The 26,123-nt window shown below is 72.3% G+C and carries 21 protein-coding genes and 2 pseudogenes; 13 read left to right on the top strand and 10 right to left on the bottom strand.

The features are described 5' to 3' along the window. The 4 genes and pseudogenes from ACFZAX_RS26850 to ACFZAX_RS26865 form a co-directional block, all read left to right on the top strand. Positions 1 to 570, top strand: a pseudogene (locus ACFZAX_RS26850) (hypothetical protein); the annotation flags it as partial. After that, entirely contained in the window at positions 567 to 1,352 is a 786-nt protein-coding gene (locus ACFZAX_RS26855) for an ABC transporter permease (RefSeq protein WP_390964843.1), read from the top strand. The pseudogene ACFZAX_RS26850 and the gene ACFZAX_RS26855, both read left to right, overlap by 4 nt. Positions 1,353 to 1,685: 333 nt before the next feature. Continuing rightward, a complete protein-coding gene (locus ACFZAX_RS26860; RefSeq protein WP_390964844.1) occupies positions 1,686 to 3,080 on the top strand; it encodes an aldehyde dehydrogenase family protein in 1,395 nt (464 codons plus the stop codon). A gap of 89 nt (positions 3,081 to 3,169) precedes the next feature. Continuing rightward, positions 3,170 to 4,249: a zinc-binding dehydrogenase gene (locus ACFZAX_RS26865; protein WP_390964846.1), complete on the top strand. Its 1,080-nt coding sequence runs from the start codon at positions 3,170 to 3,172 to the stop codon at positions 4,247 to 4,249. Between the two features lie 105 nt (positions 4,250 to 4,354). Here the strand turns inward: ACFZAX_RS26865 and ACFZAX_RS26870 are convergent, their stop codons facing one another. From ACFZAX_RS26870 to ACFZAX_RS26885, 4 genes are all read right to left on the bottom strand, one after another. Next, positions 4,355 to 6,001, bottom strand: coding sequence for an alkaline phosphatase D family protein (locus ACFZAX_RS26870; protein ID WP_390964847.1), 1,647 nt, complete (start codon positions 5,999 to 6,001; stop codon positions 4,355 to 4,357). A gap of 133 nt (positions 6,002 to 6,134) precedes the next feature. Further along, on the bottom strand, positions 6,135 to 7,196 hold the full coding sequence (gene ppk2 / locus ACFZAX_RS26875) for a polyphosphate kinase 2 (protein WP_390964848.1): 1,062 nt from the start codon (positions 7,194 to 7,196) through the stop codon (positions 6,135 to 6,137). Next, a complete protein-coding gene (locus ACFZAX_RS26880) occupies positions 7,162 to 8,145 on the bottom strand; it encodes an EamA family transporter (RefSeq protein WP_390964849.1) in 984 nt (327 codons plus the stop codon). The genes ppk2 and ACFZAX_RS26880 overlap by 35 nt, the downstream gene beginning before the upstream one ends. 54 nt (positions 8,146 to 8,199) lie before the next feature. After that, the gene (locus ACFZAX_RS26885; RefSeq protein WP_390964850.1) at positions 8,200 to 8,913 is read right to left on the bottom strand and encodes a TetR/AcrR family transcriptional regulator C-terminal domain-containing protein; all 714 of its coding nucleotides are present in this window, start codon (positions 8,911 to 8,913) and stop codon (positions 8,200 to 8,202) included. A gap of 457 nt (positions 8,914 to 9,370) precedes the next feature. On the opposite strand from ACFZAX_RS26885, the gene ACFZAX_RS26890 reads away from it, so the two are divergent. The 3 genes from ACFZAX_RS26890 (at position 9,371) to ACFZAX_RS26900 (ending at position 11,863) form a co-directional block, all read left to right on the top strand. Next, a complete protein-coding gene (locus tag ACFZAX_RS26890) occupies positions 9,371 to 10,522 on the top strand; it encodes an acyl-CoA dehydrogenase family protein (RefSeq protein ID WP_390964851.1) in 1,152 nt (383 codons plus the stop codon). A gap of 204 nt (positions 10,523 to 10,726) precedes the next feature. After that, positions 10,727 to 11,017 carry a YiaA/YiaB family inner membrane protein gene (locus ACFZAX_RS26895; RefSeq protein WP_390964852.1) on the top strand — a complete coding sequence of 97 codons (291 nt, stop codon included), beginning with the start codon at positions 10,727 to 10,729 and terminating at the stop codon, positions 11,015 to 11,017. Between the two features lie 222 nt (positions 11,018 to 11,239). Continuing rightward, the gene (locus ACFZAX_RS26900) at positions 11,240 to 11,863 is read left to right on the top strand and encodes a TetR family transcriptional regulator (protein WP_390964979.1); all 624 of its coding nucleotides are present in this window, start codon (positions 11,240 to 11,242) and stop codon (positions 11,861 to 11,863) included. 119 nt (positions 11,864 to 11,982) lie between these two features. On the opposite strand, the gene ACFZAX_RS26905 is transcribed toward ACFZAX_RS26900, so the two are convergent. Next, positions 11,983 to 12,444, bottom strand: coding sequence for a MaoC/PaaZ C-terminal domain-containing protein (locus ACFZAX_RS26905; protein ID WP_390964853.1), 462 nt, complete (start codon positions 12,442 to 12,444; stop codon positions 11,983 to 11,985). A gap of 118 nt (positions 12,445 to 12,562) precedes the next feature. Here ACFZAX_RS26905 and soxR point away from each other — a divergent pair, with 118 nt between their 5' ends. Continuing rightward, complete coding sequence (soxR, locus tag ACFZAX_RS26910; protein WP_390964854.1) at positions 12,563 to 13,042, top strand: redox-sensitive transcriptional activator SoxR; 480 nt, start codon at positions 12,563 to 12,565, stop codon at positions 13,040 to 13,042. 100 nt (positions 13,043 to 13,142) lie between these two features. Here soxR and ACFZAX_RS26915 read toward each other — a convergent pair whose 3' ends face one another. Further along, positions 13,143 to 13,754, bottom strand: a complete 612-nt coding sequence (locus tag ACFZAX_RS26915; protein ID WP_390964855.1) for a hypothetical protein — start codon at positions 13,752 to 13,754, stop codon at positions 13,143 to 13,145. A 302-nt stretch (positions 13,755 to 14,056) separates the two neighbouring features. Between ACFZAX_RS26915 and ACFZAX_RS26920 the strand changes: the two genes are divergently transcribed. Next, positions 14,057 to 16,888, top strand: a complete 2,832-nt coding sequence (locus ACFZAX_RS26920; protein WP_390964856.1) for a penicillin acylase family protein — start codon at positions 14,057 to 14,059, stop codon at positions 16,886 to 16,888. A 115-nt stretch (positions 16,889 to 17,003) separates the two neighbouring features. Then, positions 17,004 to 17,710 (top strand): annotated as a pseudogene (locus tag ACFZAX_RS26925) (SDR family NAD(P)-dependent oxidoreductase). Between the two features lie 49 nt (positions 17,711 to 17,759). Here the strand turns inward: ACFZAX_RS26925 and ACFZAX_RS26930 are convergent. After that, complete coding sequence (locus ACFZAX_RS26930) at positions 17,760 to 19,043, bottom strand: exo-beta-N-acetylmuramidase NamZ domain-containing protein (RefSeq protein ID WP_390964857.1); 1,284 nt, start codon at positions 19,041 to 19,043, stop codon at positions 17,760 to 17,762. Between the two features lie 204 nt (positions 19,044 to 19,247). Here ACFZAX_RS26930 and ACFZAX_RS26935 point away from each other — a divergent pair, with 204 nt between their 5' ends. The 3 genes from ACFZAX_RS26935 to ACFZAX_RS26945 are packed head-to-tail and all read left to right on the top strand — an operon-like array spanning position 19,248 to position 22,372. Further along, positions 19,248 to 20,015: an SDR family NAD(P)-dependent oxidoreductase gene (locus ACFZAX_RS26935; protein WP_390964858.1), complete on the top strand. Its 768-nt coding sequence runs from the start codon at positions 19,248 to 19,250 to the stop codon at positions 20,013 to 20,015. Then, the gene (locus tag ACFZAX_RS26940) at positions 20,012 to 21,742 is read left to right on the top strand and encodes an AMP-binding protein (RefSeq protein WP_390964859.1); all 1,731 of its coding nucleotides are present in this window, start codon (positions 20,012 to 20,014) and stop codon (positions 21,740 to 21,742) included. Before ACFZAX_RS26935 ends, ACFZAX_RS26940 begins: the two co-directional genes overlap by 4 nt. Before the next feature lie 36 nt (positions 21,743 to 21,778). Further along, positions 21,779 to 22,372: a TetR family transcriptional regulator gene (locus tag ACFZAX_RS26945; RefSeq protein ID WP_390964860.1), complete on the top strand. Its 594-nt coding sequence runs from the start codon at positions 21,779 to 21,781 to the stop codon at positions 22,370 to 22,372. A gap of 15 nt (positions 22,373 to 22,387) precedes the next feature. On the opposite strand, the gene ACFZAX_RS26950 is transcribed toward ACFZAX_RS26945, so the two are convergent. The 3 genes from ACFZAX_RS26950 to ACFZAX_RS26960 are packed head-to-tail and all read right to left on the bottom strand — an operon-like array spanning position 22,388 to position 25,628. Further along, entirely contained in the window at positions 22,388 to 23,269 is an 882-nt protein-coding gene (locus ACFZAX_RS26950) for an ABC transporter permease subunit (protein ID WP_390964861.1), read from the bottom strand. Next, positions 23,266 to 24,294, bottom strand: a complete 1,029-nt coding sequence (locus ACFZAX_RS26955) for an ABC transporter permease subunit (RefSeq protein WP_390964862.1) — start codon at positions 24,292 to 24,294, stop codon at positions 23,266 to 23,268. Before ACFZAX_RS26955 ends, ACFZAX_RS26950 begins: the two co-directional genes overlap by 4 nt. Further along, positions 24,291 to 25,628 carry an extracellular solute-binding protein gene (locus tag ACFZAX_RS26960; protein ID WP_390964863.1) on the bottom strand — a complete coding sequence of 446 codons (1,338 nt, stop codon included), beginning with the start codon at positions 25,626 to 25,628 and terminating at the stop codon, positions 24,291 to 24,293. Before ACFZAX_RS26960 ends, ACFZAX_RS26955 begins: the two co-directional genes overlap by 4 nt. Between the last annotated feature and the right edge of the window lie 495 nt (positions 25,629 to 26,123).

Here is a 26,123-nt window from a genome sequence, read left to right on the forward strand (position 1 = left end):
GACGAACCCACCACCGGCCTCGACCCCCGCTCCCGCCACACCATGTGGGGCATCATCCGCCAACTCGTCACCGGCGGCGTCACCGTCTTCCTCACCACCCAATACCTCGACGAGGCCGACGAACTCGCCGACCGCATCGCCGTCCTCCACGACGGGAGGATCGCCGCCGAAGGCACCGCCGAGGAACTCAAGCGCCTCGTCCCCGGCGGACACGTCCGCCTCCGCTTCACCGACCCCACCACCTACCGCGAAGCCGCCACCGCCCTGCCCGACGCCTCCCGCGACGACGACGCCCTCTCCCTCCAGATCCTCAGCGACGGCAGCCAGCGCGAACTCCGCACCATCCTCGACCGCCTCGACACCGCACACGTCGAAGCCGACGAACTCACCGTCCACACCCCCGACCTCGACGACGTGTTCTTCGCCCTCACCGGCGGAGCCCGCGTCCCCCACCAGCCCGACCCGTCCGAGCAGCCCGACCCGTCCGAGCAGCCCAGCCCGTCCGACCGGCCCGGCCCGTCCGGCACGTCGGCCCGGTCGGTCAACTCCCAGGAGGACGAAGTCCGATGAGCTCCCTCTCCCTCGCCGTACGCGACTCGTCCACCATGCTGCGCCGCAACCTGCTGCACGCCCGGCGCTACCCCTCGCTCACCCTCAACCTGCTGCTCACGCCGATCATGCTGCTGCTGCTCTTCGTCTACATCTTCGGCGACACCATGAGCGCGGGCATCGGCGGCGGGGACCGCTCCGACTACATCGCCTACATCGTCCCGGGCCTGCTGCTGATGACCATCGGGAGCACGGTGGTCGGCAGCGCGGTCTCCGTCTCCATGGACATGACCGAGGGCATCATCGCCCGCTTCCGCACCATGGCGATCCACCGGGGATCGGTCCTCGTGGGACACGTCGTCGGCAGCGTGCTGCAGTCGGTCGCCAGTGTCCTCCTCGTCGGGGCCGTCGGCGTCGCCATCGGCTTCCGCTCCACCGACGCCACCGTCATCGAGTGGCTGGCGGCGTTCGGCCTGCTCGTGCTCTTCGCCCTGGCGCTCACCTGGATCGCGGTCGGCATGGGCCTCGTCAGCCCGACCGTCGAGGCGGCGAGCAACAACGCGATGCCGCTGATCCTGCTGCCGCTCCTGTCCAGCGCCTTCGTCCCCGTCGACACCATGCCCGGCTGGTTCCAGCCGATCGCCGAGTACCAGCCCTTCACTCCGGCGATCGAGACCCTGCGCGGACTCCTGCTCGGCACCGAGATCGGCAACAACGGCCTCATCGCCGTCGCCTGGTGCCTGGGCCTCTCGGTCCTCGGCTACCTCTGGTCGACCTCGACCTTCAACGCCGACCCGAAGTAATCACCGTGACCACGCGGGCCGCAGCCCGCAACCCGTACCGCCCCAGGGCGGCGTCGTCCGGCACCGAGCCGGAGAGCGCCGCCCCTCGGCGTTCGCGCCTCCGTCCGGATGCGCCCGCCCCGTGAAGCGCGGTTTCGGCCCCTGTCCGTACGCGGCCGGTGCCCACGTGACGCGCGTCTCCGACCCCCGTCCGTACCGGCTCTGGCGCACAAAAACTAACAGCGCTAGTTTGGGGTCCGGACGGCCAGGCCGCGCGGGAGACGTCGGACGCTCGGTCCGGCGACGCCAGTGGGCGGCCCGCACGCAGGTACCGCAAGCCCGGGAGGAACAGCCATGAAGGCCCATGACGGGATGTACATCGGAGGCGCCTGGCGGCCCGCCGAGGGGCGCGACACCATCGCGGTCGTGAACCCGGCGGACGAGCAGGTCATCGCCCATGTGCCCGCCGGTACCGCCGCCGACGTGGACGCCGCCGTACGCGCCGCGCGTGCCGCGTTCCCCGGCTGGGCGGCCACCCCGCCCGCCGAACGGGCCGCACGGCTCGCCGCCCTGCGTGACGCCCTCGCCGCCCGCGCCGAGGAGATCGCCGAGACGATCACCGCCGAACTCGGCTCCCCGCTCCGGCTCTCGCGGGCCGTGCACGCGCGCGTCCCCGTGCTGGTCGCCGGCTCGTACGCGGAACTCGCCGCCGGTCACGCCTTCGAGGAGAAGCTCGGCAACTCCACCGTGCTGCACGAGCCGGTCGGGGTCGTCGGAGCCATCACCCCCTGGAACTACCCGCTCCACCAGATCGTCGCCAAGGTCGCCCCCGCGCTGGCCGCCGGCTGCACGGTCGTCCTCAAGCCCGCCGAGGACACCCCGCTGACCGCGCAGCTCTTCGCCGAGGCGACCGTGCAGGCCGGGATCCCGGCAGGCGTCTTCAACCTGGTCACCGGGCTCGGCCCGGTCGCGGGCCAGGCCCTCGCCGAGCATCCCGGGGTCGACCTCGTCTCCTTCACCGGTTCCACCGCCGTCGGCCGGTCGATCGGCGCCACCGCGAGCGGAGCCGTCAAGCGCGTCGCGCTGGAACTGGGCGGCAAGTCCGCCAACGTCATCCTGCCGGACGCCGACCTCGCCAGGGCGGTCAGCGCCGGCGTCGCCAACGTGATGTCCAACTCCGGCCAGACATGCAGCGCGTGGACCCGGATGCTGGTGGACGCCGAGCGGTACGAGGAGGCCGTCGCCCTCGCCGCGGAGGCCGTCGCCAAGTACGAACCCGGGGAACGGATCGGCCCCCTCGTCAACGCCAAGCAGCAAGCCAGGGTGCGAAGTTACATCGAGAAGGGCCTGGCCGAGGGCGCCCGGCTGGTCGCTGGCGGCCCCGACTCCCCGCGCGAGAAGGGCTATTACGTCAGCCCCACCGTGTTCGCCGACGTCACCCCGGACATGGTCATCGCCCAGGAGGAGATCTTCGGTCCGGTCCTCACCATCCTCCGGTACGAGGACGAGGAGGACGCCCTCAGGATCGCCAACAGCACCGTCTACGGCCTGGCCGGTGCGGTCTGGGCGGCCGACGCCGAGCGGGCCGTGGCCTTCGCCCGCCGGATGGAGACCGGCCAGGTCGACATCAACGGCGGCCGGTTCAATCCGCTGGCGCCCTTCGGCGGTTACAAGCAGTCCGGCGTGGGCCGCGAGCTCGGCCCGCACGGTCTCGCCGAGTACCTCCAGACGAAGTCGCTGCAGTTCTGACACCCGCCAGGAGTCGCGGGACAGTGTCGATCCCGCCCCGCCCGCAGCCGGGTCCCCTCGGGCCCGGCCGACCACACGAGGAGCCGTCCGTGGTTCGCGCCGCCGTACTGACCGCCGTCCAGGCGCCGTTGGAGATCACCGACATCGCACTGCCGGAGACCGGACCGGGGCAGGTGAGAGTGAGCCTGGCCGCCGCCGGCGTCTGCCACTCCGACCTGTCCCTCAGCAACGGCACCATGCGCATGCCGGTGCCCTGCGTCCTCGGGCACGAGGGCGCGGGCACCGTCCTGGAGGTCGGCGAGGGCGTCGAGCACGTCGCCCCCAGCGACGGAGTCGTCCTCAACTGGGCTCCCTCCTGCGGGAAGTGCCACCCCTGCCGGATCGGCGAGGTATGGCTCTGCGCCGACGCGCTGAAGGGCGCCGCGAACGTCCACGCCCGTCTCGCCGACGGCACCGAACTCCACCCCGGCCTGAACGTCGCCGCGTTCGCGCAGGAGACCCTCGTGGCCGCGAACTGCGTGCTGCCCGCCCCGGCCGGTATCCCGCTCACCGACGCGGCCCTCCTCGGCTGCGCGGTGCTGACCGGCTACGGCGCGGTCCACCACTCCGCCCGGGTGCGCTCCGGCGAGACCGTGGCCGTGTTCGGGATCGGCGGGGTCGGCCTCGCCGTGCTCCAGTCGGCCCGCATCGCCGGGGCGTCCCGGATCATCGCCGTGGACGTCACGCCGGAGAAGGAGGAACTGGCCCGCCTGGCGGGCGCGACCGACTACGTCGTCGCCTCCGCCACCACCCCGCGCGAGATCCGCAAGATCACCGACGGAGTGGGCGCGGACGTGGCCGTGGAGTGCGTGGGCCGCGCGCAGACCATCCGTACCGCCTGGGAGTCCACCCGCCGGGGCGGTCGCACCACCGTCGTCGGCATCGGTGGCAAGGACCAGGACGTCACCTTCAACGCCCTGGAGATCTTCCACTGGGGCCGCTCCCTGACCGGCTGCGTCTACGGCAACAGCGACCCGGAACGCGATCTGCCGGTGCTGGCGGAGCACATCCGCGCGGGCCGCTTCGACGTGTCGACGATGGTCACCGAACGGATCTCCCTCGACGGTATCCCCGCCGCCTTCGAGAACATGATCGCCGGAAAGGGCGGCCGGGCCCTGGTCACCTTCTGAGGGCCACGGCACGCGCCCGGTGGAGGGGAGCCGTCGCCCACCCGTCCGTACCTCTCGGCGCGGGCGGACGACGGCGGCCAGGACCGCGGGCGGTCCACCGGAGGGTCAGCGCACCGGGGCGTCGGCCCGTTCGACCTTCTGGGTGCCGTTGAGGGTGCGGTACGAGCGGACCCAGGCGGCCGTGGCGTCCCGGCGGGTCTTGTCGGAGACCGCGTAGTAGTCCATCTGCGAGCGCTCGGCGGTCACGTCGAGGACCCCGTACCCGTGCCCGTCCATGTCCACCCACTTCACGTGGCGGTTGGCGGCCTTCACCGCGAGGGCGGCGACCTCGGAGACCGTGTGCGCGGGGACTCCCAGGATGTCGTCCAGGTTGTCCGAGGTCACCGACGTCACCACGAACTCGGTGGCGGCGGACGCCGACAGCGGATAGGTCGCGGCCTTCACGGGCACGTCGTTGGCCCAGGCCATGTGGATGTCTCCCGTCAGGAAGACGGTGTTGGTGACCGACCTGTCCCGCAGGTGGCCGATCAGCTCCTTGCGGTCGTCGGTGTAACCGTCCCACTGGTCGACGTTGACGGCGAGGCCGCCACCGGGCAGACCGAGCAGCTCGGCGAGGGGCGCGAGCACATCGGCGGGGACGGAGCCGAAGGCGACCGGGGAGATCATCACCGACGTCCCGACCAGCTTCCAGGTGGCCGCCGAGGCGGCGAGACCGGCCTTCAGCCAGTCGAGCTGGGCCCGGCCGGTGATCGTGCGCCCGGGGTCGTCGACCGAGCCGCTGCCGATCGACGCCTGCGCGGAACGGAAGCTGCGCAGGTCGAGCAGGTGCAGTTCGGCGAGGCTGCCGAAGGAGAGACGGCGGTAGACGGTGCCCTCGGTGGAGGCGCGCACCGGCATCCACTCGAAGTACGCCTGCTTGGCCGCCGCGACCCGGTCGGCCCAGACGCCCTCGGTCGCCGGCGTGTGGTTCTCGGCCCCGCCCGACCACGCGTCGTTGGCGAACTCGTGGTCGTCCCAGATCGCGATCACCGGGTGCGCGGCGTGCAGGGCCCTGAGGTCGGCGTCCGTCTTGTACGTGGCGTGCCGGGTGCGGTAGTCGGCCAGGGTGAGGATCTCGTTCAGCGGGGAGTGCGGGCGCACGACCGTGTTCCCGTGGGCGTACCCGCCGGACGCGTACTCGTAGATGTAGTCACCGAGGTGCAGCACGGCGTCCAGGTCGGCGCGGGCCGCGAGGTGCCGGTACGGGGAGAAGAAGCCGGCCTCCCAGTTGGCGCAGGAGACCACGCCGAAGCGGACACCGGACGTCGCCGCACCGGCTGCGGGCGCGGTGCGGGTGCGGCCGACGGGGGAGAGGACCTGCCCGTCGGCGGCCGAGAAGCGGAACCAGTAGGCGGTGGCCGGGCGCAGCCCCCGGACGTCCGCCTTGACGGTGTGGTCGGAAGCGGCCCTGGCGACCGAGGTGCCCGCGGCGACGGTACGGGAGAACGCCTTGTCCTCGGCGACCTCCCAGCCGACCTCGGTGTCCGCGCCCCGCCCGGAGCCGGGCACGGCGTCCGGGGAGGGCGTGACGCGGGTCCACAGGAGGACGCCGTCGGGGAGCGGATCGCCGGAGGCGACGCCGTACAGGAAGACCGGTCCGTCGGCGGCCCGGGCGGCACTCGAGCCGAGGAGGACGGGGGCGGCGACGGCCGTCGCGGCGGCAGCCCTGACGACCGTACGACGGCTGGGTGCGGGAGCGTGGTGTGTGGTCACGGGCGCACACGCTACTGACGGGTACGGCCAACCGGCCCGCGAACGGAAGAAGTTCGCCGGCCCGTCGGGATCCGGTGGCCTGTTGTTGTGCCGGTGGTGCGCGGCGCTCCGGCGGAGGGCGGGGAAGCGCCCCTCAGCCCTTCGGTGGCCTCGGGGCGAGCAGCCGGGCGTCCATCTCGCCCTCCTCGAAGAGCCGGGACGCCGGGCCGACGACCAGCGGGTCCGGCGTGCCGACCACCGAGGCGTCCTTGCCCGGGTAGTCGAAGCGGTCCAGCACGTGCCGCATCGCCTCCAGCCGCGCCCGCTTCTTGTCGTTGCTCTTCACCACCGTCCAGGGCGCGTCGGCGGTGTCGGTGTGGAAGAGCATCAGCTCCTTGGCCTCGGTGTACGCGTCCCACTTGTCGAGGGACGCCAGGTCGACCGGGCTCAGCTTCCAGTGGCGTACCGGGTCGATCTGCCGGATCATGAACCGGTTGCGCTGTTCGTTTCGGGAGACCGAGAACCAGAACTTCACGATGTGGATGCCGTCGCGGACCAGCATCCGCTCGAACCCCGGGGCCTGGTGCATGAACTCCAGGTACTCGCGGGTGGTGCAGAACCCCATCACCCGCTCCACTCCGGCCCGGTTGTACCAGGACCGGTCGAAGAGGACGATCTCGCCCGCCGTCGGCAGATGGACGGCGTACCGCTGGAAGTACCACTGCGACCGCTCGCGTTCGGTCGGCTTCTCCAGGGCCACCACCCGGGCCCCGCGCGGGTTGAGGTGCTCGGTGAACCGTTTGATGGTGCCGCCCTTGCCCGCCGCGTCCCGCCCCTCGAAGAGGATCACCAGGCGTTCGTCGTGCTCCTTCACCCAGTGCTGGAGCTTGATCAGCTCGATCTGGAGGGCGCGTTTCCGTTTGTCGTACACCTTGCGGCCGAGCTTCTGCGGATACGGGTAGTCCTCCCGCCAGGCGTCGCGGGCGCGCCCTTCAGGGGTGACCAGCTCCGGGTCGTCGTCGCCCCGCTCGTGGAGCCCGAACCCCTCCAGGTGCGGTCCGCCGAACCGGGCGGCCCGGGCTGCCTCCGACTCGGCCGGGGAGTCCCTCGCCGGGGAGCCCTCCGCCGGGGAGTCCTCCGCCGGGGAGTCCGATCCGGCCGTTCTCCGCCGTGCCCGCCCGTCAGACCCGTCCGGTTTCCTGCTGCTCGACGCCATCGGGGGTTCCCTCCACCGGCTCGGCCACGACCTTCCGCGTCCGCCCAGTCTGCGGACGGGTCCGGGAGACCGCCACCCCTGCCAGGCAGAGCAGTCCGCCGAGGACGGAGAGCGCCGCGGGAACCTCGTCGAGCACCAGCCACGACATCAGCACCACGAGAGCCGGCACCGCGTAGGTGGTGGAACCCATCCGGCCGGCCGTGGTGCGCGCCAGCGCGTAGGCCCAGGTGGTGAAGGCGAGCGCGGTCGGGAAGACACCCAGATAGATCATGTTGAGGGTGGCGGAGAGCGGGGCGTCGCCGGCCTCGTGGACCAGCACCCCGGTGAAGGGAAGGCAGCCGGCCGCGCCGATCAGGCAGCCGAAGGCGGTGACCTGGAGGGGCGAACCGTGCCGCAGCGCGGGCTTCTGCGCCACCACGCCCGCCGCGTACGTGAGGGCGGCGACGAAGCAGAGCAGCACTCCGAGCACCGAGGAACCGCCGTGCCCCGACATGGACAGACCGACGACGACGGCGCCCGCGAAGGACACCCCCATGCCCGCGAGCAGCCGACGCGGCAGCCCCTCGCCCAGCAGCCGGGCGCCGAGCAGCGCGATCAGGATCGGCCCGACGTTCACCACCATCGCGGCGGTCCCCGCGTCCACCTCCTGCTCGCCCCAGTTGAGCACCACCATGTAGAGCCCGAACCAGAGGAGCCCGGAGACGACGATCCCGGGCCAGGCGCCGCGCGCCGGCAGCCCCTCGCGGCGTACGAGCAGCAGGGCGACGAGCACCACCGAACCCGCCAGCAGCCGGCCGAGGGCGAGCGCGCCGGGGGAGTAGGCGTCGCCCGCGCTGCGGATGGAGACGAACGCGGTCGCCCACAGCACGACGGTGAAGCAGGCGGCGGCGACGGCCCGCCGGTCGGGGCCGGAGCGGGGCGGGGATGCGGGGTCGGGCGGTGTGGTCATGGACAGGACCGTACGGGGCGTGAGGCCGGGCGCCCACCGGATTGCCGGGAAGCGTCAATCGTCCGTGCGACAGTCCCGGGCCGGCCGGTCCTGGTCCACCCCGCGCGGGCCCCGGGCGGAGGTACGGGCGGGATCCAGCTGCGCGTACTGGAGCGCCAGTCCGTCGAGCAGCGCCCGCAGCCCCGTCTCGAACGCCCTCTCGTCGACCTGCTGGCGCCGGTCGGCGAGCAGGTGGGCCTGGCCGAGGTGCGGGTAGTCGGCGGGGTCGTACGCCGTCTCGTCGTCCACGAAACCCCGCGCGAAGGAGCCCAGCGCGGAGCCGGTGACGAAGTACCGCATCAGCGCCCCGATGTACGTGGCCTGTGCGCGCGGCCAGCCCGCCTCGACCATCGCGCCGAACACCGCGTCGGCCACCCGCAGCCCGGCGGGCCGCCGCCCGGGGCCCTGCGCCAGGACCGGCACGATATGCGGATGGGCGGAGAGCGCGGCGCGGTAGGAGACGGCCCAGTCGTGCAGGGAACGCTGCCAGTCGCGCGGATCGTCCGCCTCGAACATCGACAGATCGACCTGGGCGGACACCGCGTCGGCGACCGCGTCGAGGATCTCGTCCTTGTTCCGGAAGTGGTTGTACAGCGACGGCCCGCTGACCCCCAGCTCGGCGGCGAGCCGCCGGGTGGAGACCGCGTCGAGACCCTCCGCGTCGACCAGCGCGCCCGCCGCCTCGACGATCCGTTCTCTGCTCAGGAGGGGGGTACGAGGTCGGGCCATGCGGCACATAGTAGGGCCTGGTCCCCGGGTCCTCGCTGGTCACGCTCTCCGACGGCGGCCGGTGCCGGTCGCGGCAGTGCCCCGCTCAAGCGTGCTGCGAGAGTCCCGCCCGTCCTGCGACGTCTTGCACGCACGCCCGCCACGCTGCGGCTGGTTGATCCATACGCATGGCGGCATCCGCTCTCAGTCGAGCCCCTTCCTCCGCGAACGACACGCAACCCCCGTGGCCGAGGAGAAGGAGAGGGGGCCATGTCCCGCCCCGTCCTCGGCCGAATCGCGTCGCCCGTTGCCGGGGAGTGGTGGACGCACCCCGTCCGGCCGGGCGTCCGGGAGGGCTTGCGCCGCACGGCCCGGCGGCACATAGTGGGCTGCGACGAGAAACTAGCAGTGCTAATTAAAAAGGTCGGCGAGGTCGTCGGTCCGGCGGTCCGGGCCCGACGTGGAGGAGTGGAGTCCGATGAACCTGGAGCTCAGCGAGGAGCAGGAAGCGGTCCGCCGGCTGGCCCGGGACTTCGTGGCCAAGGAGGTGACCCCGCACGTCGCCGCCTGGGATCGTGCCGAGAGTGTCGACAAGTCGATTGTGAAGAAGCTGGGCGACCTGGGGTTCCTCGGCCTCACCGTGCCCGAGGAGTACGGCGGTTCGGGCGGCGATCACCTCGCGTACTGCCTGGTCACCGAGGAGCTGGGGCGCGGTGACTCCTCGGTGCGCGGCATCGTCTCGGTCTCCCTCGGACTGGTCGCCAAGACCATCGCCTCCTGGGGTGACGAGGAGCAGAAGCGTCGCTGGCTCCCCGGGCTCACCGCGGGAGACCTGATCGGCTGCTTCGGGCTCACCGAGCCCGGCACCGGGTCGGACGCGGGGAACCTCACGACGAGAGCCGTGCGCGACGGCGACGACTACGTCATCGACGGCACCAAGATGTTCATCACCAACGGCACCTGGGCCGACGTGGTGCTGCTCTTCGCCCGTACCGGCGACACACCCGGCCACAAGGGCGTCTCCGCCTTCCTGGTGCCCACCGACACGCCCGGCATCGCCCGTAACACCGTCCACGGCAAGCTCGGGCTGCGCGGCCAGGCCACCGCCGAACTGGTCCTGGAGGGCGTCCGGGTCCCCGCGTCCGCACTGATGGGCCCCGAGGGCAAGGGGTTCTCGATCGCGATGTCCGCCCTGGCCAAGGGGCGCATGTCGGTGGCCGCCGGCTGCGTGGGCATCGCCCGGGCCGCCCTGGACGCGGCCGTCGGCTACGCGGGCGAGCGGCAGCAGTTCGGCAAGCCCATCGCCGGCTACCAGCTGGTCCAGGAACTGCTCAGCGACATCGCCGTGGACGTGGACGCCGCCCGTCTCCTCACCTGGCGGGTCGCCGACCTGATCGACCGGGGCGAGCCCTTCGCCACCGCCGCCTCCCAGGCCAAGCTCTTCGCCTCCGAAGCGGCGGTCCGCTGCGCCAACAACGCCCTCCAGGTGTTCGGCGGCTACGGCTACATCGACGAGTACCCGGTGGGCAAGCTGGTCCGCGACGCCCGGGTGATGACGCTCTACGAGGGCACCAGCCAGATCCAGAAGCTGATCATCGGCCGCGCGTTGACCGGGGTCTCCGCGTTCTGACCGGGGTGCCGGCCTTCCGGCCGGTCCGGCCGGGATCTCCGCCCGACCGGGTCTCCGCCCTTCGGCCGGGGTCTCCGCCCTTCGGCCGGGGTCTCCGCCCTTCGGCCAGGGTCTCGGCCTGGCGGCCGTCGCGCACCGCGCCTGAGTACGGCCGTGAGTACGGGCACGGATGCGGCGCCCCGCCCGGCGGCGGAAGCTCGGGTCATGAGCGACACGACACCGGTCAAGCAGCAGAGCACCGCGGCCTTCTACGGTCAGGCCGTCGCCTCCTTCGGGGTGGCGATGAGCGCGGTGACCCTCGGAATCTTCTTCCTCCACGCGGACGGGTGGGTGCGGGGCTTTCTCGCCATCGGCGTCCTCTACCTCGTCACCTCGTGCTTCACCCTCGCCAAAGTCATCCGCGACCGCCAGGAGGAGGGCCGGATCGTCAGCCGCGTCGACCAGGCGAGGCTGGAGAAGATCCTCGCCGAGCACGATCCCTTCCAGAAGCTCTGACCGCCCCGCTCCCCGTCCGCCGCCCCGGGCGTGCGGGCAGGGGCCCGCGGGTCCTGCGCCCCGTACCGTGACCACGCGGTGCGGGGCGCGGTGGTTTCCGGTGAGGACCTGTCCGGCCTCCCCCTTTCGCACGGGCGGCGCTATCCTGCGGGCACGGTCCTAAGCGCTTGCTCAGGGTCGGGGTATGGTGTCCGTCCGGCGGACGGAGAGGGGCGCGTGACCATGGGTACGGCGGAGGAGACCGAGGGCCAGGAGACGCCGTGGGCCGAAGTGACCCCCGAGGCCGCCCGGCGGCTCCTCGTGGCGGCGGTCGAGGCCTTCGCCGAGCGCGGCTACCACGCGACGACCACCCGTGACATCGCCGGCCGGGCCGGTATGAGCCCGGCGGCCCTCTACATCCACTACAAGACGAAGGAAGAGCTGCTCCACCGGATCAGCCGCATCGGCCACGACCGTGCGCTCTCCCTGCTGGAGGCCGCGGCGGACGGCGACGGCGCGGCTCCGGACCGGCTCGCCGTGGCCGTACGGGCCTTCGTGCAGTGGCACGCGGAGCGCTTCGCGACGGCCCGGGTGGTGCAGTACGAACTCGACGCGCTGAGCGACGGACACCGCGCCGAGATCATCGAACTGCGGCGGCGCACCGACGCGGTGATGCGGCGGATCATCAGGGACGGCGTGGACAGCGGGGAGTTCGACGTCCCCGACGTGCCCGGCACCGCGCTCGCCGTCCTCTCCCTCTGCATCGACGTCTCGCGCTGGTTCAACGCACAGGGCAGCCGCACGCCCGAGGAGGTCGGCGCGCTCTACGAGGACCTGGTGCTGCGCATGGTCGGCGCCCCGAAGTAGAGCCCCCCGCCGCGCGCCCCGCTCCCGCCTCCGGACGTGACGGCGGGCCCGGCGCACTCCCGCGTCCTCGGGGGTGCGACGGGCCCGTCCTCGTGGAGGCCGCCTGGGGCGTGCCGGGTTCAGAAGTAGTAGCGCGAGACCGACTCCGCGACGCAGGCCGGCTTCTCGCCGCCCTCGCGCTCCACGGTGACGACCGCGGTGATCTGCACCCCGCCGCCCGCCTCCTCGACGCTCTTCAGCACGGCCGTGGCGCGCAGCCGCGAGCCGACCGGGACCGTGGAGGGGAAACGGACCTTGTTGGTGCCGTAGTTGATGCCCAACTTCGCCCCCTCGACCGTCATGACCTGCGGGACGAGCGCCGGCAGCAGGGAGAGTGTCAGGTATCCGTGGGCGATCGTCGTGCCGAACGGGCCGGCCGCGGCGCGTTCCGGATCGATGTGGATCCACTGGTGGTCACCGGTCGCCTCGGCGAACTGGTCGATCCGCTTCTGGTCGATCTCGAGCCAGTCGCTGTGTCCCAGCTGCTCGCCCACTCCGTCGCGCAGCTCCTGTGCGGAGGTGAAGATCCTCGGCTCTGCCATGGTCCTGGTCCTGCCTTCCGGCTCACTGCCTCGATGTCTAAGCGCTTGCTCAGCATGGAGTGGCCGCAGGCTCCTGTCAACGAAGTGGCCGCGCTCCCGCTCCCGTAGATTTCGGGGCGTGCCCCAGATTCCCCAGTCGCTCCACGAACTCACCGTCGGCCAGCTCGCCGCGCGCAGCGGCGCGGCCGTCAGCGCCCTGCACTTCTACGAGACCAAGGGGCTGATCACCAGTCGTCGCACCAGCGGCAACCAGCGCCGGTACGGCAGGGACGCACTCCGGCGGGTGGCCTTCGTGCGCGCCGCCCAGCGGGTCGGCATCCCGCTGGCCACCATCCGTGAGGCGCTCGCCGAACTGCCGGAGGAGCGCACGCCCACCCGGGAGGACTGGGCCCGGCTGTCGGGGGCGTGGCGCACCGAGCTGGACGAACGCATCAAGCAGCTCAGTCGGCTGCGCGACCGTCTGACGGACTGCATCGGCTGCGGCTGCCTCTCGCTGAAGACCTGCGTCCTCTCCAATCCGGACGACATCTCCGGCGAGCGAATGGCCGGTTCCCGGCTGATGCCGGAGCGCCCGGCCGCGCCGGAGACGCGCGACTGACACCGGATGCCGGAGCGCCCGACCGCGCCGGAGACGCGCGACTGACACCGGGCCGGAGGACGGGCCGCCGACCGGTCCCGGTCCTCCCGTGCCCGCGCCCTCAGGCCGCCGAGGTCAGTTGCTGGTGTCCGATCCGGTGGGCCCGGGCCAGGGTCCCCGGCGTCAGCGCGGACGGCGGTACGAGAATGCCGCAGCCCGTGCACACCGGCCCGGACCGCGGCTCGCGCCGCAGGTCCTGGCGCCAGACGATCCGGGTCTCCGCGCAGACCGGGCAGGCCGTGCCGGGTTCCGCGCCGAGTGCCGTGATCAGCCGGAGCAGCACCTCGGGGAGCGGGGCGCTCGGATGCGTACCGGGGTCGGCGCAGCGGGCCACGCCGTTGCCGCCCCAGATCCGCCGGTGCCAGGCGTCGAAGCCGCCGGGCCTGCGCAGCCCCTCGCGCTTCTCGCGGCGCCGCCGTTCGGCGAACCCCGCCTCGTACGACAGCCAGAGGGCCCGGGCGGCCTCCAGTTCGGTCAGCGCGCCCGTCAGCCGCGCGGGGTCGGGGGCCCGGTCCTCCGGGGCGAACCCGTGCCGGGCGCACAGATGGTCCCAGGTCGCGCGGTGCCCGTAGGGGGCGAAGCGCTCCAGGCATTTGCGCAGCGAATACCGCCGCAGGGCCAGATCGGCCCGGGGGTCTCGGACCTGTCTCGCGAGGCTCCGGAAACCGGCCATGCCACCGCCACCTCCGTCGTTCGGTGTTGCTGTCGTGGAGTGGACGTACGCCTGCCCGTTCTGGTGCCACCGAAAGGTGATTTCCGGCCACGGATCGGACGGGGGCGCGCCGGGTGGTACGCGGCGCGGCGCGCGAGGCGGTACGCGGTGGGGCGTACCGGCCGGTAGGCGGGGCCGGGTGCCGCCGCCGGCCGGGGCCCGGGCGGGCGTGTGACGATTCGGCAAAGGTGACTGATGCTCACCTTACGGACCCGACTTACCGTCGGTAATCTCCGGCGCATCGGCCTCCCTGAGGAGTACGCATGCCCCCACGTACACGTACCGGCAAGCTCGCCGCGACCTTCGCGGCCGTCCTCGCACTCGGAACCTCCCTGCTGGCGGGATCACTCCCGGCCGGCGCCGCCCAGGCCGCGGTCACCGCGGTCACCGACCACTGCGCCGGGCAGTGCGCGGACATCCTGCCGCCCGGAGAGAACGGCAACGCCACCCTCGCCGACATCCTCGGCAACAAGGTCTTCGGCACCCACCCCTCCCACAGCGACGACCAGCTCGACCGCTACACCTCGCTGATCTCCGGCCAGAGCACCCTCACCGACGCCAAGCTGACCGACTTCTTCAACGACGCCTCCTTCGGCGTCCCCTCCGGTCAGGTCGAGTCCACCGTCTCTCCCCGCAGCGACGTCACCATCACCCGGGACAAGAAGTCCGGCGTCCCGCACATCGTCGGCACCACGCGCTACGGCACCGAGTTCGGCGCCGGGTACGCGGCCGGCCAGGACCGGCTCTGGCTGATGGACCTCTTCCGCCACATCGGACGCGGCGAACTCACCTCCTTCGCCGGCGGGGCCCTCGCCAACCAGGGCCTGGAGCAGCAGTTCTGGCCGCAGGCCCCGTACACAGAGGCCGACCTCCAAGCGCAGGTCGAGCGGATCAGGACCACCGAGGGCACCCGCGGCGAGCTGGCCATGTCGGACGCGCAGGCGTACATCGACGGCATCAACGCCTACAAGGACAAGGCGAAGTCGAGCCGCAACTTCCCCGGTGAGTACGTCCTCACCGGCAAGATCGACTCGATCACCAACGTCGGCGAGATCGTGCCCTTCAAGCTCACCGACCTGATCGCCATCGCCACCGTCGTCGGCGGCCAGTTCGGCGGGGGAGGCGGCGGCGAGGTGCAGGCCGCGCTCTCGCTGCTCGCCGCCCAGGAGAAGTACGGCGTCGCCGAGGGCACCCGGGTCTGGGAGTCGTTCCGGCAGCGGGAGGACCCGGAGGCCGTCCTCACCGTGCACGACGGCACCTCCTTCCCGTACGCCCAGAAGCCCGCCACCGCGCGCGGCACCGCCCTCCCCGACAAGGGCTCCGTCACCGCCGAACCCCTGATCCACGACCGCACCGGCTCGGCGGGCACCGACCTCAAGGCCCCGGTCGCCGCGCCCGCCGCGCTCAAGCCGCTCCAGGGCGTCTTCGACGAGGGCGTCATCCCCGAAGGGACCCTGCCCGGCTCCGGCACCGACGCCCAGAAGCGCGGCATGTCCAACGCCCTGGTGGTCTCCGGCTCCCGCACCGCCAGTGGCAACCCGGTCGCCGTCTTCGGACCCCAGACCGGCTACTTCGCCCCGCAGCTGATGATGCTCCAGGAGATCCAGGGCCCCGGCATCAGCGCCCGCGGCGTCTCCTTCGCGGGCGTCGGCATGTACGTCCAGATGGGACGCGGCGAGGACTACGCCTGGAGCGCCACCTCCGCCGCCCAGGACATCACCGACACCTACGCCGTCCCGCTCTGCGAGGCGAGCGGCGCCACCCCGACGAAGAACTCCACCTCCTACCTCTACCGGGGCACCTGCACGCCCATGGAGAAGATGGAGCGCACCAACTCCTGGAAGCCCAGCGTCGCCGACTCCACCGCCGCCGGCTCCTACCGGATGCAGGTCTGGCGCACCGACTACGGCATCGTCACCCACCGCGCCACGGTGGGCGGCAAGCCCGTCGCGTACACCTCGCTGCGCACCACCTACCGCCACGAGGCCGACTCCATCATCGGCTTCCAGATGCTCAACGACCCGGCGTACGTGACCGACGCCGCCTCCTTCCAACAGGCGGCGAGCAACATCGACTACGCCTTCAACTGGTTCTACGCGGACTCCCGCACCGCCGCCTACTACAACAGCGGCATGAACCCGGAGCGGGCCGCGGGCGTGGACCCGGCGCTGCCGATCGCGGCGGACCGGGCGTACGAGTGGCAGGGCTTCGACCCGGCGGCCAACACCGCCACCTACACGTCCTTCGCCGCGCACCCGCACTCCAGCGGCCAGGACTACTACATCTCCTGGAACAACCGGCAGGCCAAGGGGTACGCGTCCGCGGGCTTCGGGTTCGGCGCAGTGCACCGGGCCGACCTGCTGGACGACCGGGTCTCCGCGCTGGTCGCCCAGGGCGGCGTCACCCGCGCCTCCCTCACCAAGGCGATGGAGCAGGCCGCCGTCACCGACCTGCGGGGCGAGCAACTGCTGCCCGAACTGCTGAAGATCATCCGCTCCCGGCCCGTCACCGACACCGCACTCGACGCCGTCGTCAAGCAACTGGAGACCTGGCAGGCGGCCGGCGCCCAGCGCAAGGAGACGGCCGCGGGCTCGGGGACGTACGCCAACGCCGACGCCGTACGCGTCATGGACGCCTGGTGGCCCGCGCTGATGGACGCGGAGTTCCGGCCCGGCCTCGGCGACGCGCTCTACGACGCCCTGGCCGTGAGCCTGGCGGTGGACGAGTCCCCCGCCGCCAGCCACGGACCCAGCGGCGCGCACAGTGGCTCCGCCTTCCAGTACGGCTGGTGGGCCTTCGCCGACAAGGACCTGCGCCAGGTCCTCGGCGAGAACGTCCAGGGGCCGCTGGCCCACACCTACTGCGGCAACGGTGTCCTCGCCACCTGCCGCGACGCCTTGCTCACCACCCTGAAGCAGGCCGCCGCCAAGCCCGCCACCACGGTCTACCCGGGCGACGACAGCTGCGCGGCGGGCAACCAGTGGTGCGGCGACGCGATCATCCACCGCGCGCTGGGCGGGATCACCCAGAAGTCGATCCCGTGGCAGAACCGGCCGACCTACCAGCAGGTCGTGGAGTTCCCCACGCACCGGTGAAAGCTGTTCCGGTGCGGGGGTGCGAACCACCCCCGCACCGGGACCGCGCCCATGCCCGGGGCCAGGAAGCGAAACGCCATGCCGCCCGTCCCGGCCGGGAGGAAGAGTGAGGGGCATGACGACCACACTGATCACCGGAGCGAACAAGGGGCTCGGATCGAGACCGCCCGCCGCCTCGTCGCCGCCGGTCACACCGTGTACCTGGGCAGCCGCGACGCCGGACGCGGCGGGCGGGCGGCCGGGAGCATCGGCGCCCGGCCGGTCCTGATCGACGTGACCGACGACGCCTCGGTGGCCGCGGCGGCCAAGGCGGTCGAGGCGGACGGCGGACTGGACGTACTGATCAACAACGCCGGAATCGAGCTGTAGGCGCCGGACGGGGGCATCGTCGGCGCGGCCGGCCAGACGGCCGACGGGATGCGGACGGTCCTGGAGACGAACGTCCTCGGTACCGTGCGGGTCCTGCACGCGTTCCTGCCGCTGCTGGAACGCTCCGCGGCCCCGGCCGTGGTCAACCTCAGCAGCGGGCCGGCCTCGCTGGCGCGGATGTCCACCCCGGACGACCCGGGATCCGCGTACCCGGGCGTCGTCCATCCGGTGTCCAAGGCCGCGGTCAACATGATCATCGTGCAGTACGCGAAGGCCTTTCCCCGGATGCGGATCAACGCCGTGGAACCGGGGTACACCGCCACGGACCTCAACCGGCACGCGGGCAGGCAGACCGTGGAGGAGGGCGCGGAGATCATCGTGCGGATGGCACCGGCGGGCCCGGACGGCCCGACCGGCGGCTACTTCGACGCCGAGGGCCCGCTGCCCTGGTGAGGCCCCGGTCCCGGTACGGGGGGTGAGCCGCACCGGGACCGGGTGCGGCTCACCCCCCGTACAGCAGGTACTTCTTCCGCTTGGCCCGGAAGGCGGCGAGGTCCGAACGCCAGGCGGCCACCACCTCGTCGGTGTCCGCCCCCGCGTCGATCATGGTGCGGACCCGGGTGTTGCCGGTCAGCTTGTCGATCCAGTCGTCGGCCCGCCAGGCGAAGCCGCTCCAGGTCGCCTTGGCGGTCACCAGCAGCGCGATCCCGGTGCGCACCGGGTCGAAGACCTCCCGGTCGTCCACGTGGAGCTGCACGCCGCCGACCGTGACGCCGGAGAACTTGGAGAAGGTCGGCGCGAAGTACGCCTCGCGGAAGTGGACGCCGGGCAGCTCCAGCGCGTTGGCGGCGGCGGCCCAGCGGTGGTCGATCCCGGCCGCCCCGAGCAGCTCGAACGGACGGGTGGTGCCGCGCCCCTCGGAGAGGTTGGTCCCCTCGAAGAGGCAGGTACCGGAGTAGACGAGCGCGGTGTCCGCCGTCGGCATGTTGGGGCTCGGCGGGACCCACGGCAGGCCCGTCGCGTCGAAGAAGTCGGAGCGCCGCCACCCCGACATCGTCACCGTGTCCAGGTCGGCCGGGCGCGCGCCGAAGAACTCGGTGTTGAAGAAGAGCGCCAGCTCGGCGACGGTCATCCCGTGCGCCTGGGCGATCTCCCGCCGCCCGACGAAGGTCCCGAACGCCGGGTCCAGCACGGGTCCGAGCGCCGCCCGCCCGGTGACCGGGTTCGGCCGGTCCAGCACGACGAACCGCTTGCCCGCGAGCGCCGCCGCCTCCATGCAGTCGTACAGCGTCCAGATGTACGTGTAGAAGCGGGCGCCCGCGTCCTGGATGTCGAAGACGACCGTGTCGACGCCGGAGGCCGTGAACACGTCCGCGAGCGGAGAGCCGTTCTTCAGGTACGTGTCGTAGACCGGCAGTCCGGTCGCCGGGTCGTCGTACCGCCCTTCGGAGCCGCCCGCCTGGGCGGTGCCCCGGAAGCCGTGTTCGGGGCCGAAGACGGCGGTGAGGTTCACCCGGTCGTCGGCGTGCATGACGTCCACGATGTGGCGCACGTCGGAGGTGACGCCGGTGGGGTTGGTGACGATGCCCACGCGTTCGCCGGCCAGCAGCCGGTAGCCGTCGGCGGCCAGCCGGTCGAAGCCGGTACGGACCGGCCCGCGCCCGCCGCGCCCGGAAGCGGCCCCGTGGGCGCCCGCGGCAGCCGCCGTACCCCCGCCGACGGCGGTCACCGCCAGGGCCCCCAGGCCTCCGCCCGCTGCCAGTACACCCCGTCTGGTCAGGCTCATCCAGCCACCTCCATGATCGCGCGGACTGTCATGGGCATGCACGCTAGCGCGCGGGGGGCCCGTACGGAACGATCCCGGGCGGGCGGAAGCACAAACCCGGCCCGCGTCGGCCGGGCAGAACACCAGACCTTCCCGCGACCCCTTCCCCGATCACATACCGACTGGTTAGTCTGCTGGGGAAGTCGTGCAGAGAGGCAGGACCCGATGAGTACGGTGCAAGGCGCCGGCGTAGTGGTCACGGGAGCCGGAGGCGGCATCGGCGCCGCGCTGGCCCGGAGATTCGCCGCCGAAGGTGCGCGGGTGGTCGTCAACGACCTCGACGCCGCACGGATCGAACCGCTCGCCCAGGAGATCGGCGGCACCGCGATCGCCGGTGACGCCTCCGGGATCGTGGACGCCGCCCGGGACGCCCTCGGCGGCACCGTCGACGTGTTCTGCGCCAACGCCGGACTCGCCTCGCCCGGTGACGTCTTCGCCGACGAGGAGGTGTGGGCCGCCGCCTGGGACGTCAACGTGATGGCCCACGTCCGCGCGGCCCGGGCCCTGCTGCCCGAATGGCTGGAGCGCGGCAGCGGCCGGTTCGTCACCACCGCCTCCGCCGCCGGCCTGCTGACGATGATCGGCGCCGCGCCCTACAGCGTCAGCAAGCACGGTGCCGTCGCCTTCGCCGAATGGCTCGCCCTCACCTACCGCCACCGCGGGATCAAGGTCCACGCGATCTGCCCGCAGGGCGTACGGACCGACATGCTCACCGCCGCCGGATCGGCCGGCGAGCTCGTCCTCGCCCCCACCGCCATCGAGCCGGACGCCGTGGCCGACGCCCTCTTCGACGCGATCGGTGAGGACCGCTTCCTCGTCCTGCCGCACCCCGAAGTGGCCGACTACTACCGGGCCCGGGCGGACGACCCGGACCACTGGATCGGCGGCATGAACAAACTCCAGCGCACCTGGGAGAAGGGGACCCGCGCATGACCACCACCCCGGACACGGCCACCCAGGCCGCCAACATCCCGGACACGACCCCGTCCCCGTCCCCGTCCCCGTCCCCGTCCCCGTACGCCGCGAGGCCCTGGACCGGGCTGCTCTCCGCGCCCCAGCTCGCCCCCGTCGAGCCGGCCGAGACGCTCGTGCACGCCTTCCGGGACGCCGTCGCGCGCGCCCCCGGACACACCGCCCTCGCCTACTTCGACGGACGGCTCGGCTACCGCGAGACCGACGAGCTGAGCGACTCCGTCGCCGGGCACCTCGCCGCCCGGGGCCTGCGGCGCGGCGACCGCGTCGCGATCATGCTCCAGAACACCCCGCACTTCGTCCTCGCCCTGCTCGGCGCGTGGAAGGCGGGCGCCACCGTCGTACCGCTCAATCCCATGTACAAGGCCGGCGAGGTCGCGCACGTCCTGGCCGACGCCGGAGTGAGCGCGCTGTTCTGCTCGGACCGGGCCTGGGAGTCGTACCTGCGCGACACCGCCGCCGCCGCGCCCGGCGTCACGATCGCCGTCACCGCCTGCGAACTCGACCTCCAGACCGAGAACGACCCGCGCGTCCTCGGCTTCGAGCGGCTGCCGGTCCCCGGCGACACCGACGACCTGGTGACCGTCGCCCGCAAGGGGCTCGCCGCCCCCGACGACCGCGAGCTCGCCGCCGCCGACACCGCGCTGATCAGCTACACCTCCGGCACCAGCGGGAAGCCCAAGGGGGCGATGAACTCCCACGGCAACGTCATGGTCAACGCCGAACGCCAGCGCAAGGACCACCCGGTCCCCGAGGGCGCCGCCTACTTCGCCCTCGCCCCGCTCTTCCACATCACCGGCATGGTCTGCCAGCTCGCCGCCTGCCTCGCCAACGCCGGCACCCTCGTGCTCGCCTACCGGTTCGAGGCGAGCGTGGTCCTCGAAGCCTTCGCCACCCACCGCCCCGCCTACACCGTCGGCCCGTCCACCGCCTTCATGGCGCTCGCCGCCCATCCCGACGCCACCCCCGCCCACTTCGCGTCCTTCGCGGTGATCTCCTCCGGCGGCGCACCGCTGCCGCCCGCGCTGGTGGAGAAGTTCCGGGCGGGCTTCGGCCCGTACATCCGCAACGGCTACGGACTCACCGAGTGCACCGCCCCCTGCGCCGCCGTACCCCCGCACCGGGAGGCCCCCGTCGACCCCGTCTCCGGAACCCTGTCGGTCGGCGTACCCGGACCGGACACCCTCGTCCGCATCCTCGACGAGACCGGCGCCGAGGTGCCGCTCGGCGAGCAGGGCGAGATCGCGGTACGCGGCCCCCAGGTCGTGTCGGGGTACTGGAACCTCCCCGAGGCCACCGCCGCCGCCTTCCCCGACGGCGAACTGCGCACCGGCGACATCGGCTTCATGGACCGCCAGGGCTGGCTCTACGTCGTGGACCGCAAGAAGGACATGATCAACGCCTCCGGGTTCAAGGTCTGGCCCCGCGAGGTGGAGGACGTCCTCTACACCCACCCCGCCGTACGCGAGGCCGCCGTCGTCGGCGTCCCCGACACCTACCGCGGCGAGACCGTCCGCGCCTACGTCAGCCTCCGGCCGGGCGCCGAGGTGGCGCCGGACGAGCTGGGCGCGTACTGCAAGGAACGCCTGGCCGCGTACAAGTACCCGCGCCAGGTCGAGATCCTGCCCGAGCTGCCGAAGACGGCGAGTGGGAAGATCCTCAGGCGGGAACTGCGTTCACCGCGTTAGACAGGTTCACGGCTGGAAGAAGGGCAGGTGGCGGCGATGGCCAAGGCGACGGAAGGGAATGGGGTCCCCGTTCCCCAACGGCTGCTGGCCGCCGCCACCCGCCTCTTCGCGGAACAGGGGTACGACCGCACCTCCGTCCAGGAGATCGTCGAGGCCGCCGGGGTCACCAAGGGCGCTTTGTACCACTACTTCGGCTCCAAGGAGGACCTCCTCCACGAGGTCTACGCCCGGGTGCTCCGCCTCCAGCAGGAACGCCTCGACGCCTTCGCCAACGCCGACGAACCGGTGCAGAAGCGGCTGCGCGACGCCGCCGCCGACGTGGTCGTGACGACCATCGAGAACCTCGACGACGCCTCGATCTTCTTCCGCTCCATGCACCACCTGAGCCCGGAGAAGAACAAGCAGGTCCGCGTCGAACGCCGCCGCTACCACGAGCGCTTCCGCGCCCTGATCGAGGAGGGCCGGCAGGCCGGGGTGTTCTCCCTCGCCAGCCCCGCCGACCTCGTGGTCGACTACCACTTCGGCTCCATCCACCACCTCTCGACCTGGTACCGCCCCGACGGGCCGCTCACCAAGCAGGAAGTCGCCGACCACCTCGCGGACCTGCTGCTGAGGGCGCTCCGCCCGTAGGGCGTCCCGGGGGGCTCATCCCTTGAGCCCCCCGGCGAACCCCTTGATGACGTACCGCTGGAGCAGCAGGAACACCACGAGGACCGGCAGCGCGGCCAGGACGAGCCCGGCGAAGACGAGCCCGTAGTCCGACACGTACTGGCCGACGAAGGAGAACACCCCCACCGGCACCGTCTCCCTGGCCGACCCGCCCAGGTAGAGCAGCGGGGTGAAGAAGTCGTTCCAGACGAAGACGGCGTTCAGGATGATCACGGTGCCGGTGATCGGCCGCAGCAGCGGGAAGACGATCCGGGTGAACGCCTGCCGGTGGTCGCACCCGTCGATCAGCGCGGCCTGCGCGTAGTCGGCGGGCAGGGTGCGGATGAAGCCGGTGTAGAGGAAGACGGTGAACGGCAGCTGGATGCCGCTGTAGAAGAGCACCATCCCCTGGTACGTACCGAGCCAGCCGAGGGTGTCGACCAGCTTGTACAGCGGGATCATCCCCAGCTGGAACGGCAGCACGATCCCCAGCAGGAAGAGGATGTACAGCCCGTACCCGAGCCCCTGGGCCCGGCGGGCCAGGAAGTACGCGCCCGTCGAGCCGACCACCACGAGCAGCACCAGGCTCAGGCTGGTGATCACCGCGCTGTTGACGAGCGCCGGGCCCAGCGAGGCGGACGACCAGGCGTGGGTGAAGTTGTGCGCGGTGGGCGGGGCGGGCAGGCCCAGCGGGGAGTCGGCGATCTGCCGGGGGTCCTTGAGCGCCAGCGTGATCAGGGCGTACACCGGGAAGAGGAAGAGCACCGCCACCGCGATCATGACCAGCTCCAGGGCGTAACTCCCGTAGCGGGCGCGGCGGCGGACGGACCGCGCGGACTTCGCCCGCTTCGCGGACCTGGCGGGCTTCGGAGGGGTCACGCGGTCACCTCCCGCGCTCGCAGGAAGCGGAGCTGGACCAGCGAGACCGCCGCGACGAAGAGCGCGAGCACCAGGGCCACGGCGGTGCTGTAGCCGAACTTGCCGTACACGAATGCCTCCTTGAAGAGGGCCGTCGACAGGGTTTCGCTGGCGGTGCCGGGGCCGCCGTTGGTGGCCGCGTACACCTGGTCGAAGAGCTTCAGGCCGCCGATGGTCGACAGCATGAGGTTGACGGTCAGCGCCGGGGCGAGCATCGGCCACGTGACGTACCGGAACCGCTGCCAGGTCCCGGCGCCGTCGATCTTCGCCGCCTCGTGGAGCTCGGGCGGCACCCCCTGGAGCCCGGCGAGGAAGATGACCATCGAGTACCCGGCGTACTGCCAGACGACCATCGCGGCCACCGACCAGAGCGCCAGCGACGGGTCACCCAGCCAGTCCTGCCGCAGGCCACCGAGGCCGACGGCCCCCAGCAGGCCGTTGAGCCCGGCGGTGGGCTCGGGGTTGTAGACGTATTTCCACAGGAACGCCACCATCACCGGGCTGACGACCGCCGGGGCGAAGAAGACCACCCGCAGCAGCGACTTGCTCCGGATGCCGGTGTCGACCCCCAGCGCGAGCAGCAGACCAACGGCGTTCTGCACGACGACCACGGCGACGGTCAGCAGCAGCGTGTTCACCACCGAGTCCAGGGTCCGCCGGTCGTCCAGGAGTGCCCGGAAGTTCGCCAGGCCGACGAACGAGGCGTCGCCGATGCCGGACCAGTCGGTGAAGGCGTACGCCACCCCCGCGATGCTCGGGTAGAGCACCACGACCGCGTACACCAGCAGCGCGGGGACCACGAACCCCCAGGGCGGGACCGTGAGATCACGGCTCGGGCGCGTACGGGCGCGGGGGCGGGCCGGTGGCTGCGGCGACGGGACGGGGACCGGGGGCGGTGTCTTCACGGTGCGGGCCTCGGGCGCGGGCTTCCCGGGCCGGGTGCCCTCGGGCTCGATCTCTTCGGGCTGGGGGAGCGAGCGGCTCATGAGGCCCTCCGGTAGGCGTCGTCCATCTGCCCGAGCGCGCCCCGGACGTCCGTCTCGCCGGACAGCAGATCCTGTACGGCCGCGAAGTGCGCGGGCTGCACCTCGGCGTTGGGCCACCGCTGGTCCATGAACGGCACGGCACGGCCGCCGTCCACGATCGGCAGGAAGGGCTCCAGCACCGGGTCGACGGCGGTGGACGCGTCCCGCCGGAAGGGGATCGCGAAGACGGCGGACGCCCAGCGGTCGATGTTCTCCTGCTTCCCGAGGAAAGCGATGAGGTCCGCCGCCCGGGGGTCGCGCTTCGCCCGTACGGAGACGCCGAGGCCGACCACGATCCCGGCCGGGATCCACAGCCGCCCCGGATCGTCGCCGCCGGGGAAGGGGAACATCGCCAGGTCCTCCGGACTCCCGGTGGCCTCCCGGAACACCCCGAGCACCGCGGAGACCTGGACGGCCATCGCCGCCTTCCCGGTGGCCACCATCGCGGTCTGCTGCTCGAACGTGGTGCCGTTGGGGTTGTCGTTGAAGAAACCTTTGCGCTGGAGCTCCTGGTACCGCCCCAGGGCATCGGCCCAGCCGGAGTCCCGGAAGGACGTCCGGCCGGCGGCCATGTCGTCGTCGAACCGGGCGTTGTGCGCGTAGACGGCGTTGGGCACCAGCGCGTAACTGATCAGCTGCGTCACCCACGGCGTCTGTGCGCCGAGCGCGATCGGCACGACACCCCGAGCCCTGAGTCTCGTACAGACGGCGAGCAGCTCCGTCCAGGTCGACGGCGGCTCGACCCCGGCCCGGGCGAACACCTTCTTGTTGTAGATCGCGCCGATCAGGCAGCTCCCCGCCGAGTAGAGGTACGTGTGCCCCTCGTACCGGTAGGCCGTACCGAAGGCCGCCGGGATGTTCGCCGTCCACGGCTGCGTACTGAGGTCGGTCAGGAGTCCGGCCCTGGCCAGCTCGACCATGGACATCGCGCTGCCGCTGCCCGGGTACACCGCGTGCACGTCCGGGGCGTTGCCCCCGGCGAGCTGGGTGCGGACCACGGTCTGCACCTGCTCGGTCGGCGCGAACGAGGTGGTGAAGGACTCCCCGGGTCTGCTCCTGCGGTAGAGCTTCAGCAGCTCCTCGACCGGCTGCTGCTGGTCGGTGACCCCCACGATCCGCAGCCCGTCGCCGGTGCCGCCCGAGCACCCGGAGAGTACCGGCGGCAGCGCGGAGGCCGCCGCGATCCCGCCGCCGGCCCGCAGGAAGGCCCGGCGTCCGCGCGCGGGGGCGCCGCCCCGGCGGTCGGCGGCGCCGGTGCGACCTGTGGTGCCTTCATGGCCCTGACCCGTGGTCATGCGTGCCCTCCTGCCGAGGCGGTACGAGCCGGACGGCCGACCCGCCCTCCGGGCCCTCCTGCGCCGCGCGGGCCGAACCCGGGCCCCGGATCGCGTGCGTGGACGGACACGACGGCATGGCGTCCGGCGCCTTCCGGGGGCATCCGGCCGAAAACTCTCGCCGTACCTTCGCAGCCGACCGCTCGCGCGCCGGGCAGCGACACGGAGCGGGCTTCCGCACGGGTGAGCCGGCGAGGGCGGCCCGGCGCGCGGGGGCCGTCCGCCGTGACCGGTGGATGGACCACGTAACGCGCCGGCCTGCGGTGTCCGTTGACCGAACGGCTGTGTCCGGTTTCGGCTCTTGACCGTGTACGGCTAACTGGCTGAATATCGGTCACGCACCGGCGCGCCCGGAACTCCGCGTGCCGCGCCGCACCCGCACACGCGTACCGCACCTGCACCTGCACCGCACGCGCACACCGCACACGTACGTACGCACGCGCGCCCGCACGCCGC

It is taken from the genome of Streptomyces sp. NPDC008125, assembly GCF_042957125.1.
In the GTDB taxonomy this organism is placed as follows: Bacteria; Actinomycetota; Actinomycetes; order Streptomycetales; family Streptomycetaceae; genus Streptomyces.